The sequence below is a fragment of the Pasteurella oralis genome (genome assembly GCF_002850605.1).
Classification (GTDB): Bacteria; Pseudomonadota; Gammaproteobacteria; order Enterobacterales; family Pasteurellaceae; genus Pasteurella; species Pasteurella oralis.
Genome location: NZ_NXGB01000001.1, coordinates 35551 through 49469, shown reverse-complemented (window position 1 = coordinate 49469; position 13919 = coordinate 35551). Strand labels below are relative to the sequence as shown.

Genomic DNA, 13919 nt, shown 5'->3' with positions numbered 1-13919 from the left:
TATGAGAACAGGTAAATTTATTGTACTGGAAGGCATAGAAGGGGCGGGAAAAACAACAGCGCGTGACAGCATTGTTGCCGCCCTTAACGCCCATGGCATTCAAGATATTGTGTTTACACGCGAACCTGGCGGTACCCCATTAGCAGAAAAGTTACGCCAGCTGATTAAGCATGAAACCGAGGAGCCAGTGACGGATAAAGCTGAACTATTAATGTTGTATGCTGCACGTATTCAATTAGTCGAAAATGTGATCAAACCTGCATTAGCAACGGGAAAATGGGTGATTGGTGATCGCCATGATATGTCATCACAAGCGTATCAAGGTGGCGGTCGTCAACTCGACAAGACACTGCTTACTACCTTGAAGCAAACAGTATTAGGTGAATTTGAGCCAGATTTAACTATCTATTTAGATATTGATCCAGTGTTAGGACTCAGTCGAGCAAGAGGGCGCGGTGCACTCGATCGTATTGAACAACAAAACCTTGACTTCTTCCAACGTACTCGCCAACGTTATTTAGAACTGGTTGAGCAAAATCCTAAAGCGATTACAATCAATGCAGCACAGGATATTGCTCAAGTCAGCATAGCAGTACAAAGTGCGGTCAAAAATTGGCTAATTTCACAAGAAAAAGGCAACTAAATGGCTTACTACCCTTGGCTTGAAACTGACTATCAACAAACTATTCGTGCGTTTCAACAACAGCATGGTCATCATGCTCTGCTGTTTAAAGCAGAACAAGGTTTAGGGGTTGAGCAACTTTTACATCGACTCGGACAATGGATCATGTGTCAACAGCCACAAGATCAACAACCTTGTGGGCATTGCCATAGCTGCCATTTATTCCAAGCAAACAACCACCCTGATATTTACTCCCTTGAACCCATCGAAAATAAAGATATTGGCGTGGATCAAGTACGTGAAATTAGCGAAAAAATTAATCAGCATGCCCAACAACATGGTAACAAATTAATCTATATAAAAGGGGTTGAACGCTTAACTGAAGCAGCGGCTAATGCTATTTTAAAAACCCTTGAAGAACCTCGCCCACAAACTTATTTTTTATTACAAGCTGATGCAACAGCAACAATCATGCCAACAATTTATAGTCGTTGCCAAGTCAGCTTAATCAAACCACCTGCCAAAGAAGTTGCGCTGAATTGGCTGCAACAACAAAGTGCGGTCGATATTTCGCAAATTCAGACCGCACTTCGTATCAGCTATGGTCGTCCGTTGCTAGCATTAACGGTCTTACAACAAGGATTATTAGAGAAACGGCGAGAGTTTTTGCGCCAATTTTGGCTATTTTATCGTAAATGTTCACCACTTGAATTACTGCCCCATTTTGAAAAAGAACTGGTTTTCCAACAACTTGACTGGCTATTAGCATTTTTAGCTGATGCATTAAAAGCGAAATTACAAATTAATCAGCATTGGATTTGCCAAGACTTAGCGGCTGGTATCACTCAATTTAGTGCACAACACAGCCCGCAAGCGTTATTAAACGCCAATCAAATTATACAAAAAGTGCGCACCGACTTAACGCAAATTAATGCCGTTAACCAAGAATTAATTTTACTTGACGGCTTAACTCGATTAATTACTGATGTATTTGAAGGATAAAAACCAAAATGTTTATTGTTGATTCGCATTGCCACTTAGATGCGCTAGATTACGAAAATTTACATGACAATATTGCTGATGTCGTCAATAAAGCCAATGCACGAGATGTTAAACATTTACTTGCTGTCGGTGTTACTTTAACTCGCTTTGAACAAATTTATGCTGACTTAGCTAAATTTAACAACGTGTCTTTAGCTTGCGGCGTACACCCACTCAACTTAGATGAAGAAGCTTTTGATTGCCATAAATTACTCAAGTTAGCACAAGACCCAAAAGTGATTGCCATTGGTGAAACGGGTTTGGACTATTACTACAGTGCTGATAATAAAGCCTTACAACAACAAATTTTTGCGCAACAAATTCAAATTGCAAATCAATTAAACAAACCTGTCATTGTACATACTCGTAGCGCCCGCGAAGACACTATTGCGATTTTAGCTGAAAATCAAGTAACGCAATGTGGCGGTGTACTCCATTGTTTCACTGAAAACTGGGAAATGGCAAAACAAGGCTTAGATCTCGGTTTATATATTTCACTTTCTGGTATCATTACATTTAAAAATGCGGAAGAACTGCGTGAAGTTGCACGCCAAGTCCCACTAGATCGTTTATTAGTAGAAACGGATTCACCTTATTTAGCGCCAGTACCTTATCGCGGCAAACAAAATCAACCCGCCTATGTACGCGAAGTGTGTGAATATGTAGCAACCTTAAAAGGCGTATCTTTTGAGCAATTTGCCCAAATCACTACACAAAACTTTGAACGTTTATTCAAAATTAATGTACAATAAATAAGCTATTTACTGGTTAAGGAAAGTATGATGCGAAAGTTTTTTAAATTCTTTTTTCTCACTGTAATTTTTGTCTTTCACCTATTCTTATTCGCCACTGTCAATTTTGTTACGCCAAGCTATGATGTAACGAAAGTCACTGGCGTTGAAGTTAAACGAGTAGATAAAGATGGGCCGATTACCAAAGCAAACCCAGCTGATGGTCCAACACGTGATGTCTATTTCATTAATACACAGCACCAAGATGGCAAAATCATGGTCTACCGCAACGAAGACACACGTTGGGGCTTTCCATTTTATTTTAAATTTGGTTCGGCCAATTTACACGCTCAAGCTGAAGCATTAGGAAAAGAAGACAAAACTGTTCAGATCAAATACTATGGTTGGCGCTTAGTCATGTTTGACGAATTCCGCAACGCAGTCAGCATTAAAGCACTCGATGAGGCAGACAGTGCAAGCCATCCTATTTTGGCTTATATATTATATTTCTTATTGCTTATTACACTTTTCTTTTCTATCCAGTTTGTACGTGGCTGGTTTGATAGCGAAAATTAGCTGATTTTTCCTCTCTTCACGCGGTTTAATAATCATTTAAACCGCGCCCCTCCTTGTTCTATTTTAAATCATCAAAACAGAGATATTTTATGAGTTTATTTGAGGCAATCTTAAGTTTAGGCATATTAATTGTGATTAGTGCGATAATTTCTTCTGCTGAAATGTCCCTTGCTGGTGCACGTAAACTGAAATTACAGAATTTAGTTAATGAAGGAGACGAACGTGCTGCACTAGTACTTGCCCTACAAGCCCAACCGGGACGTTTTATTACCGTTGTACAAATTGGATTAAACATGGTCGCAATTTTAGGCGGAATTATTGGTGAAAGTGCCATCCGTCCTTATTTAAAAAATGCATTAGCGACTCAAATAGCACCAGCATGGCTAGAGAGTACTGCTTCTTGGCTAGCTTTCGCGCTTGTTACCTCCGCATTTATTCTATTAGCTGATCTGGTACCAAAACGCCTTGCTATGATTAACCCAGAAAAAGTGGCATTACGCACAGTACGTATCATGTCAGTGTGTATTTTTATCTTAAAGCCATTAGTCTGGATCTTCGACTCTATTGCCAATAATTTCTTCAAGTTATTCCGTATTTCCACTATTCGCGAAGAAAATATGACACCAGAAGATATTGTTGCCATTGTCGGTGCGGGCGCAGAAGCTGGCGTAGTCAAAGCACAAGAACATTATCTGATTGAAAACATTTTTGATATGCAACAAAGAACTGTCACCTCCACCATGACGACTCGTGAAAATATCGTGTTTTTAGACCGCGCTTTTGATCGCCAAGCTGTACTGGATACTCTAACTAAAAACTCACATTCTAAACTTTTAATCTGTGATAACGGTTTAGATCGTATTTTAGGTTATGTGGAATCTCACACTTTACTGACAATGTATCTACAAGTTGAAAAAGGCGTTTCACTGACTGATAATCGCCTATTACGCAAAGCCTTGTTTGTGCCTGATACGCTCTCTTTATTTGAAGTCTTAGAATTATTCAAATCGACAGGTGAAGATTTTGCCGTGATTGTGAATGAATATGCATTAGTGGTTGGGATCATCACATTAAATGATGTCATGAGCATTGTCATGGGAGAACTTGTTTCCAATGAAGAAGAACAAATTGTACGCCGCGATGAAGACTCTTGGTTAATTGATGGTGCAACACCATTAGAAGATGTCATGCGAGCATTAGATTTAGATAGTTTTCCAGGACAAGAAAACTACGAAACTATCAGCGGCTTTATGATGTATATGTTACGTAAAATTCCTAAAAAAACCGACTTTGTGCTCTATGATCAATATAAGTTTGAAATTATTGATACGGAGAATGTAAAAATTGATCAATTATTAGTATCACTACGCAAAGATCGCGAACACCCCCTCAATAAAAGTGCTCTAACCAAATAATCATACGCTTAAAAACAGGCGGAATAACTATATCCGCCTGCCGACACCATCAAAAAACGTCACTCTATTTTTGCTATTAGCTAGGAATGAATATGGCTAAAATGCTTGCACTATTTGTAGAATATAGCAATCCAATTCACGAACTTAATGCCAACAACCGTTTTAATCGCATCTTCTACCAAATCAGACAAACGTTCCACAACTGCTACTACAGTACATGAGTCAAATTGATACAGGCTATATGCGGGGGATTTAGCTTTCAAACACAAACCAATTAAGCTATTGCACAAAAAGAACAGACAGAAACAACGAAAAAAGAGATAATAAGAATTATTCCGCCAAAGTGCGGTCTAATGTGGTCGATTTATTCATTCACTATCTGGACTAACTATGAACGCAACTTATCCAAATTCAATAAAAACGCACCGCACTTTGCTCTTCCCGATTTTCTTTTTCGTCGCTATCAACTTATTTATCTTCAGCTTATCTCGCTTAGGACTTGCACTGTGGCAAGCAGATCGAATTAACGCAGTTGATGGCTGGTTGGCATTATTCTTACAAGGTGTCCGTATTGATATCGTTTCGCTCTGCTATTTATTTGGTGTGCCTGCCTTACTTACTGTATTACTTTATCACCATAACTCACTCGGATTTATTTGGCAAAAAATACTCAGAGTTTGGCTTACTTGCGGTAGTGTTTTTATTCTTTTTATGGAAATCGCCACGCCCGCTTTCATCGAAACCTATGATTTTCGTCCTAACCGTTTATTCATCGAATATCTTATCTACCCCAAAGAAGTCTTTAGCATGCTGATGGAAGGACATTTACTGGCGATGGTGATCAGCCTCACTGTCACTGTTCTCGCAACAGTTTTATATTGGAAGCTAGCAGGTTGGGCGGTACAACATCTTTCCTCACCGAGTTGGAAATTCCGTCCAATAATCGCTTTAGTTGTCATTGCTGTGGCATTCATTGGCGCACGCTCAACCTTCGCTCATCGTGGTATTAATCCAGCCATGGTGGCGTTTTCATCAGATGCTTTAGTCAATTCATTAGTCCTCAACTCTGGTTATTCTGTCATCTATGCAGCACAACAATTAAAAGACGAAGATAATTCTTCTGCGTTGTACGGCAAAATGGAAACAGAAGAAATGTTACGCATTGTAAAACAAAGTCGTGGTCGTCCAGAAAGTGACTATATTTCTAGTCAGTTACCCACATTAACGATGAACCACGCCACTTATCAAGGCAAACCTAAAAATATTGTGATTGTGTTAGAGGAAAGTCTCGGTGCCCAATTTATTGGCAGTTTAGGGGGCTTACCGCTTTCGCCAGAATTTGACAAATTAGCACAAGAGGGTTGGTTATTTGAAAATTTATATGCTACTGGGACACGCTCAGTACGTGGAATTGAAGCTATTACCGCAGGTTTCACCCCAACACCAGCTCGTGCCGTTGTCAAACTCAACAACAGTCAACATGGCTTTTTCACGATTGCGGAATTACTCTCAAAACAAGGTTATCATACTTCCTTCATCTATGGCGGCGAGAAACATTTTGATAACATGGCAAGCTTCTTCTACGGCAATGGTTTCCAACAAATCATTGACGAAAAAGACTATGTTAACCCGAAATTCCAAGCAACTTGGGGGATGAGCGACGAAGATTTGTTTGATAAAGCTCACGAAACTTTCACTAAGTTACACAATGAAGGCAAACCTTTCTTTAGTTTAGTATTTAGTTCAAGTAACCATGATCCTTTTGAATTTCCAGATGGCAAAATCGAACTCTATGAGCAACCTAAGCAAACACGTAAAAATGCAGCAAAATATGCAGACTATGCAATAGGTCATTTCTTCCGCCTCGCCAAACAATCTAACTATTGGCAAGATACGCTATTCTTAGTTATCGCAGACCATGATTCACGTGTGGGTGGTGCCGCATTAGTCCCAATTAAACACTTTCATATCCCAGCATTATTTATTGGCGAAGGTATTGACGCAAAACGCGATCCTCGTTTAGTCAGCCAAATCGATATGCCAACAACATTACTCTCCCTTGCAGGGGTGAGCGGTCAATACCCAATGATCGGCTACGATTTGACTCAAGATGTCAATCCAAACCGTGCATTTATGCAATATGATCAAACCCAAGCAATGATGAAAGGATCAGATGTGGTTATTTTAACCCCAAAAGTAGAACCGCGTGGTTATACATATGATCGCCAAACTGGGGAATTTACTGAAAAAATGCTACCTGAATCGCTTAAAAAAGAAGCATTAGCCCATGCACTGTTAGGCAGTTATTTATATAAGAATAGGTTATATAAATCAGAAGACAAAAATTAATCAAAAATAGGGATAGTTATCGGCTATCCCGCACTTTAAAGCTCAAATTACATACAAAAAATAAGAATAGGCAGAAAAAATCGCAATAACAGGATAATTGCATATTATTTTATTTCATTTTTCAGCACAAAAAGTGATATAAATAGCAGGATTATAAATAAAATAAGAGGGGAAAAATGTTAACACCAATTCAAAATTTTCTAAAACAAGAAGCCGCTGGCGGTATTTTATTATTTATTTTTGCAACTTTAGCGATTATTTTAGCCAACACACCATTAAGTGATTTATATTTTAGCTTTTTACAAACACCTGTGAGCGTCCAAATTGGCGCTTTTATCATCAACAAACCCCTATTAATGTGGGTAAATGATGGTTTAATGGCTGTCTTTTTTATGTTAGTGGGTATGGAAGTTAAACGTGAACTATTAGAAGGTTCATTATCAAGCTACCAACGTGCAATTTTCCCAGCGATTGCAGCCATCGGTGGTATGGTGATTCCGGCAGTCATTTTTGTTTTATTCAATTCGGGACATCCTGAATATCAAGAAGGTTGGGCAATCCCAATGGCAACAGATATCGCCTTTGCTTTAGGTGTCGTTGCTTTATTAGGTAAACGCGTGCCCCTCGCCCTTAAAATTTTCTTACTTGCCTTAGCGATTATTGATGACTTAGGGGCTATCGTCGTCATCGCGTTATTCTTTTCACATGATTTAAGTCCACAAGCCTTTATCTTTGCCGGTGTTGCCGTAGCTATTCTCATTACCATGAACCGTTTAAAAATCACGGCCTTATCTGCCTATGGTATTGTGGGAATTATCCTCTGGGCATCCGTATTAAAATCAGGCGTACACGCTACATTAGCAGGTGTTATCATTGGTTTTTGTATTCCACTGAACGGTAAAAAAGGTGAACGTCCATTAGATGATTTTGAACATACACTTTCACCTTGGAGCGCATTTGCGATCTTGCCATTATTTGCCTTCTGTAATGCGGGGGTATCACTACTTGGTATGGGAATAGATAACCTCACCTCTACATTGCCAGTAGGTATTGCGTTAGGTCTATTATTAGGTAAGCCTCTAGGTATCTTCTCATTCTGTTTTATTGCCGTAAAACTTGGCATTGCAAAACTCTCTGAAGGGATTAACTTTAAACAAATTTTTGCCGTGTCAGTACTCTGTGGTATTGGCTTTACGATGTCAATGTTCCTCGCAGGGCTTGCTTTTGGCGGCGAAACCAGCAATGAAAATGTCACTGCTTTAGCACGTTTAGGTATCCTAATGGGATCAGGCTTATCTGCATTTTTAGGTTATTTTTTATTAAAACTGTGCACCAAAAACACTTCAGAAGCAGAAGCCTAACTTAACACTTTATTTAATGAATACTGACCGCCACAGTGATATTGTTGTGGCGGTTTCTTATTTCAGTTGCTATTGGATTTATTACGAAAGTAAAAGGCATTTCACAAATGCGATTGAAATATACGTAAGTCATTTATAGAAAAATGAAAACAACTGCTAATCAATTCAAGTATGCTACAAGCTCAATCAAGTGACACAATAGAGGGCGAAGATAAAATCAAATAGCATCAAGTAACGGATCAACTCATTTATCACTTTATTAAAGATAAAACCATTCTACGCGTTATGAGAGTCATGGCTGTAACTCAATGCATAAATGCGATGCAATGATCAGATGATAGAAAAATAGCGGCATTATCCGCTATTTTTTGTTATCCTTAAAACAATTTTGAGTGCTATGGACAATATTTATGACAAACCCAACAAATCTGCTACAAAACCAATCCTTTCCAGAACAATCGCAGCCAACAACTAATGAAGAAACCACTCATTTTGGTTTTAAAACTGTGGCTAAATCAGAAAAACAACAAATGGTCGCTAATGTTTTTCATTCCGTTGCTGGCAAATACGATCTGATGAATGATTTACTCTCTTTTGGGATTCATCGTGTATGGAAACGTTTTACGATTGATTGTAGCGGTGTTCGTAAAGGACATAAAGTGTTAGATCTAGCTGGCGGTACCGGTGATTTTACCGCTAAATTCTCACGTATCGTCGGTGAAACAGGCGAAGTAATACTGGCGGATATTAATGACTCGATGTTGCGTGTTGGGCGTGAAAAGCTGCGTAATCTTGGTGTCGTTGGTAATGTCAATTATGTACAAGCTAATGCCGAAGCACTTCCTTTTCCCGATAATACTTTTGACTGTGTAATCATCAGTTTCGGTTTACGTAATGTAACAGATAAAGATAAAGCATTACGTTCAATGTTCCGCGTATTAAAACCCGGCGGTCGCCTCTTAGTCCTTGAGTTTTCCAAACCCATCTTAGATCCGCTCAGCAAAATTTATCATTTCTATTCTTTCAATATTCTGCCTAAAATTGGTGAAGTCGTCGTTAACGATGGCGATAGTTACCGTTATTTAGCGGAATCGATCAGAATGCACCCAGAACAAGATATTCTTAAACAAATGATGAACGATGCAGGTTTTGAGCAAGTCAGTTACTACAATTTAAGTGCAGGTATTGTCGCATTACATCGAGGCTATAAATTCTAAATTATAGAGGTGGCACAAATGAATTATCGGATACCAAACCGTGCAAAATTAGTCTTGCTCTTATTAGCACTCGATGTACTTATCCAAATAGCCCAATTATGGTTAAATACAAAACTGAATGATGGCATTGATTTATTCCTAGAAGGCAAAAGAAGCCAAGCATTAAAATTGCAGCTTGATCAATTAGTCCAGTTCAATAACTTGCTTTATTACAGCAAGATAATCAGTTTCATCATATTGGGTATTGTCATACTGAGCTGGATTTATCGTGCTCATCGTTTTGTGCATACTACTGTTGACGCTGTGAATATCAAATTTACCGATGCCGCTTGCGTAGTGTATTTCTTTATTCCTATCGCGAATTTATTTATGCCTTATAAAGCAATGAAAGAAACTTGGCTGGCCAGTCAATATCCAGAGACATGGTCCACCAAACCAACCCCGATCACATTAGTTCTCTGGTGGATATTGTGGCTCTTATATCTTAACCTAGCTATCCTGATTCCACCTGTTTGGTTCGAATTTCAAACCTTGCCATTAATTCAAGAAATGACCTTAATGACAAATACAATAAGTGTCTTATCCATCTTATTGTCAGGTGTTTTCGTCTTAATTGTGTTTCAAGTTGAACGCATACAATATCAATCTACGCTAGAATCAACACCAAGTTCACCATTACAGCCACCCAAACATTCTTTAGTGAGTTAATAATTGCAAATGAAGACCTTATCTATTTTTCAACAACTCATGCTACCGCAATTCATGAATGGTGCATTAGAAAGCGCATTAAACTACCTGATTCAACACACCAATTATTGTGAGCCTTACTTACGCAAGCTAAATAACAAAGTATTACAAGTCAAATTACAAAAATTAGGCTTACCATTCTATTTCATTTTCTCACCACAACGTATAGATTTACTCAGCCATTACGAAGGTGAAAGTGACTGTGCTATTGATATTGCACCAAATTTACTCCTGCATCTGCCCAAGAAAGCCCAACTTAGCCAATTTATCAATGATAGGTCTATTCTGTTACAAGGTGATTTACAAGTATTGCAAGACTTCGTTGCACTCATCGAATTTTTAGAAAAAGATCCTGCTGAATTGCTATCACGTTATATTGGAGATGTGCCAGCACAAAGTGCAGTCGATTTTTTAAACAAATTATGTCACATCATGCAACATAAACTGTCGCAAAGCCAGCAATTTTGGGGAGAACGCTTAACTGAAGAATGGCAAGTCATCTCACCGAGCTTGGCAATTGCAGATTTTTGTGATCAAGTCAAAACATTAGAAAAAGACACCGCACTTTTAGAACAAAAAATCCAAAAACTCTGTGCAAATAATTAAGATGGATAAACAATGCATTTAAACGACATCAAACATCTGTATAAAATCATCAAAACTTTTTTAATTTATGGTATTGATGAAGCATTACCACATAATCGCTATACACGTCCTATCCGTTGTTGGCGCAACAGCCTATTTTGGCTACGTAACCGACATCAAGATAAATCCTTTGGTCTCCGTCTACGTCTCGCGTTACAAGAACTCGGTCCCGTTTGGATCAAATTAGGACAAATGCTTTCCACTCGTCGCGACTTATTCCCCGCAGAAATCGCTGATGAACTCGCTTTATTACAAGATCAGGTTGATGCTTTTGATGGCAAAATTGCTCGTCAGCAAATTGAACAGGCATTGGGTGCTCCATTAGAAACTTGGTTTGAAGAGTTTGACGAAAATGCATTAGCCTCTGCCTCAATTGCCCAAGTGCATACTGCAAAATTTCAAAAAAACACACCGCACTTAAGCTCAGCACTTGCAGGCAAAGAAGTGGTGATTAAAGTATTACGCCCTCACATTCAGCAAATGATCGATTCTGATCTCAGCTTAATGTATAAACTAGCCAGTTGGATACCTCGTTTAAAAGCAGAAGGACGCCGCTTACGTCCAGTCGAAGTTGTACGCGAATATGAAAAAACGCTACGTGATGAGTTAGATCTACGCCGTGAAATGGCAAATGCGATTCAACTACGCGCCAATTTTGAAAATAGCCCAATGTTATACATACCAGAAATGTATCAGCAATTCTGCCATCAAAATGTGATTGTCATGGAGCGTATTTATGGTATTCCTGTATCAAACATCGCTGAGCTAGAAGCAAATGGCACAAATATGAAATTACTCGCTGAACGTGGCGTACAAGTCTTCTTTACTCAAGTATTTCGAGATAGTTTCTTCCACGCAGACATGCATCCCGGCAATATTTTTGTCAATCCAAATCACCCAGAAAACCCACAATACATTGGTATAGATTGTGGTATTGTTGGACGTTTAAATGACCATGATAAACGCTATTTAGCCGAAAGCTTTGTTGCCTTTTTTAATCGCGATTACCGCCGCGTGGCACAAATGCATGTCGAATCAGGTTGGACGCCAAAAGAGACTAATATTGATGATTTTGAACAGGCATTCCGTGAAGTATGTGAACCCATCTTCGCTAAGCCACTGTCCGAAATTTCTTTCGGTCATGTGCTAGTAAACCTATTCAATGTCGCGCGTGAATATAATATGGAAGTTCAACCACAATTAGTCTTGTTACAAAAAACATTACTGTATATTGAAGGTTTAGGCAGACAACTTTATCCACAGCTTGATTTATGGGATACCGCCAAACCTTTTTTACAAAAATGGTTAGATGAGCAAATGGGGATTAAAGCTTTTGCCAAGTCGGTCAAACAAAAGCTACCTTATTGGCGTGAGCACTTTGTTGATCTGCCAGAAAATGTTATGGAGGCATTAGAACAACAAAAAGTCATTGCTCAACAATTAACGTCACTCAATCAAACATTAAAACAAAAACAGCATAAAAACGGCTTAACATCATTTTTACTTGGTTTAGCCTGTGGCATTGCCTTTTGGTTACTCACAACTGTCTTGAGCTGATCAAGCTCAACAAAATATAAAATAATGTGAATTGGCTATTGTTCAAAAGCACTAAAACCGCTATATTCACGAACGTTCATTTTTTAAAACAAAAGAAGGAAAAAATATGGGTGGTATCAGTATTTGGCAACTACTTATCGTCGTTGCAATCGTCGTTTTATTATTTGGTACAAAAAAATTAAGAACGCTTGGCTCTGATTTAGGTGAATCAGTAAAAGGCTTCAAAAAAGCAATGGCAGATGAATCAAAAGATGCAGAATTCAAATCCTTAAAAGATGAAAGCGAAACTGCCGCAAACACTGAAAAAGCAAAAGATAAAGAACAAGCATAATGTTTGATATTGGTTTCTCAGAACTCTTTCTCATTCTTGTCATAGGCTTAGTTGTACTTGGTCCTAAACGTCTACCTGTTGCGATTCGTACTGTCATGGGTTGGGTCGCAACTATTCGAGGCTTAGCATCAAATGTACAAAATGAGTTAAAGCAAGAACTGAAATTGCAAGAACTACAGGAAAGTATAAAAAAAGCAGAAGAATTCAATTTAAAACAACTCTCACCTGATTTAAGTCAAACTGTCGAAGAGCTGAAAGCTTCTGCTGAAAAAATGCGTGCAGAACTCGAACAAAAAGCAGCAGAAACTAATACGACAATTGAACAACAAATCAAACAAATGAAAACAGCGGCAGAACAGTCAGTACAATCTTCTGAACTAAACGATATTGAATTGACAGAACATCAACAAGCTGAACTCTCTCCTGCTGAGCAAGCCGAATTAGCTGAAGAAAATGATGCGATGGCTCATATTCAGCAATATTATCCTGATGATGATAATGAACCTGTGCTTGCAGCTGAACTTAAACCTCAAACTGAAATTCAAGATAAGAAAGCATAATGAGCGTTGAAGAATCTCAACCTTTGATCAGCCACTTAATGGAACTACGTGATCGCTTATTGCGAGCGATCATTTTTGTAGCAGTAGTATTCTGCGGGTTAGTTTATTTTGCCAATGATATTTACAACTTTGTTGCTTCACCATTGGTAGAAGTATTGCCCTCAGGTGCCAGTATGATTGCAACCAATATTGCGACACCATTTTTTACTCCAATTAAATTAACCGCCGTTGTGGCTGTGTTTATTTCAGTCCCCTATTTGTTATATCAACTGTGGGCGTTTGTGGCACCCGCGTTATATCAACACGAAAAACGCCTTATTTATCCACTCCTATTTTCCAGTACATTATTATTCTATTTAGGTGTAGCTTTCGCTTATTATGTGGTGTTTCCATTAGTGTTTGGTTTTCTCACTAAAACTGCACCAACTGGTGTTGCTATCGCAACTGATATCAGTAGTTATTTAGATTTTGTGTTAACTATTTTTCTTGCCTTTGGCGTTTGTTTTGAGGTACCTATCGCTATTATTTTACTTTGCTGGACAGGCGTCACTACACCGGAAGATTTAAAAGCAAAACGCCCCTATATTATTGTGGCAGCATTTGTTATCGGTATGCTACTCACACCACCAGACATTTTTTCGCAAACTTTACTCGCGATCCCAATGTGGTTATTATTTGAGTTAGGAGTGATTTTTGCACGTTTTTATCGTCCGAAAGACGACGCTGAGAATCCACAAATACATCAGTAAAAGGGGCTGCATTGCCCC

Annotated in this window: 14 protein-coding genes; all 14 read left to right on the top strand. The window is 38.6% G+C overall.

The window, feature by feature from the left end; translation table 11 throughout:
* Window position 1: 1 nt before the first annotated feature.
* The 14 genes from tmk (at window position 2) to tatC (ending at window position 13901) form a co-directional block, all read left to right on the top strand.
* Complete coding sequence (gene tmk, locus C0975_RS00245; protein WP_101774409.1) at window positions 2-643, top strand: dTMP kinase; 642 nt, start codon at window positions 2-4, stop codon at window positions 641-643.
* Window positions 644-1624, top strand: coding sequence for a DNA polymerase III subunit delta' (locus C0975_RS00240; protein ID WP_101774408.1), 981 nt, complete (start codon window positions 644-646; stop codon window positions 1622-1624).
* A gap of 8 nt (window positions 1625-1632) precedes the next feature.
* Entirely contained in the window at window positions 1633-2415 is a 783-nt protein-coding gene (locus C0975_RS00235; RefSeq protein WP_101774407.1) for a YchF/TatD family DNA exonuclease, read from the top strand.
* Between the two features lie 30 nt (window positions 2416-2445).
* A complete protein-coding gene (locus C0975_RS00230) occupies window positions 2446-2970 on the top strand; it encodes a DUF1523 family protein (RefSeq protein ID WP_101774406.1) in 525 nt (174 codons plus the stop codon).
* Between the two features lie 89 nt (window positions 2971-3059).
* Window positions 3060-4385 (top strand): polyamine export protein PaeA, encoded by a 1326-nt coding sequence (gene paeA / locus C0975_RS00225; protein WP_101774405.1) that lies wholly within the window; start codon window positions 3060-3062, stop codon window positions 4383-4385.
* 390 nt (window positions 4386-4775) lie between these two features.
* Complete coding sequence (locus C0975_RS00220) at window positions 4776-6734, top strand: LTA synthase family protein (RefSeq protein WP_101774404.1); 1959 nt, start codon at window positions 4776-4778, stop codon at window positions 6732-6734.
* 176 nt (window positions 6735-6910) lie between these two features.
* Window positions 6911-8095: a Na+/H+ antiporter NhaA gene (nhaA, locus tag C0975_RS00215; RefSeq protein WP_101774403.1), complete on the top strand. Its 1185-nt coding sequence runs from the start codon at window positions 6911-6913 to the stop codon at window positions 8093-8095.
* A gap of 410 nt (window positions 8096-8505) precedes the next feature.
* A complete protein-coding gene (gene ubiE, locus C0975_RS00210; protein ID WP_245853260.1) occupies window positions 8506-9312 on the top strand; it encodes a bifunctional demethylmenaquinone methyltransferase/2-methoxy-6-polyprenyl-1,4-benzoquinol methylase UbiE in 807 nt (268 codons plus the stop codon).
* 18 nt (window positions 9313-9330) lie between these two features.
* Window positions 9331-10020, top strand: coding sequence for a DUF4328 domain-containing protein (locus tag C0975_RS00205; protein WP_101774402.1), 690 nt, complete (start codon window positions 9331-9333; stop codon window positions 10018-10020).
* Window positions 10021-10029: 9 nt separating this feature from the next.
* On the top strand, window positions 10030-10665 hold the full coding sequence (locus C0975_RS00200) for a ubiquinone biosynthesis accessory factor UbiJ (protein ID WP_245853281.1): 636 nt from the start codon (window positions 10030-10032) through the stop codon (window positions 10663-10665).
* 12 nt (window positions 10666-10677) lie between these two features.
* On the top strand, window positions 10678-12261 hold the full coding sequence (gene ubiB, locus C0975_RS00195; RefSeq protein ID WP_101774400.1) for a ubiquinone biosynthesis regulatory protein kinase UbiB: 1584 nt from the start codon (window positions 10678-10680) through the stop codon (window positions 12259-12261).
* A 106-nt stretch (window positions 12262-12367) separates the two neighbouring features.
* A complete protein-coding gene (gene tatA, locus C0975_RS00190) occupies window positions 12368-12592 on the top strand; it encodes a Sec-independent protein translocase subunit TatA (protein WP_101774399.1) in 225 nt (74 codons plus the stop codon).
* Window positions 12592-13152 (top strand): Sec-independent protein translocase protein TatB, encoded by a 561-nt coding sequence (gene tatB / locus C0975_RS00185; protein ID WP_101774398.1) that lies wholly within the window; start codon window positions 12592-12594, stop codon window positions 13150-13152. Before tatA ends, tatB begins: the two co-directional genes overlap by 1 nt.
* Window positions 13152-13901, top strand: a complete 750-nt coding sequence (gene tatC / locus C0975_RS00180; protein ID WP_101774397.1) for a twin-arginine translocase subunit TatC — start codon at window positions 13152-13154, stop codon at window positions 13899-13901. Before tatB ends, tatC begins: the two co-directional genes overlap by 1 nt.
* Window positions 13902-13919: the final 18 nt, after the last annotated feature.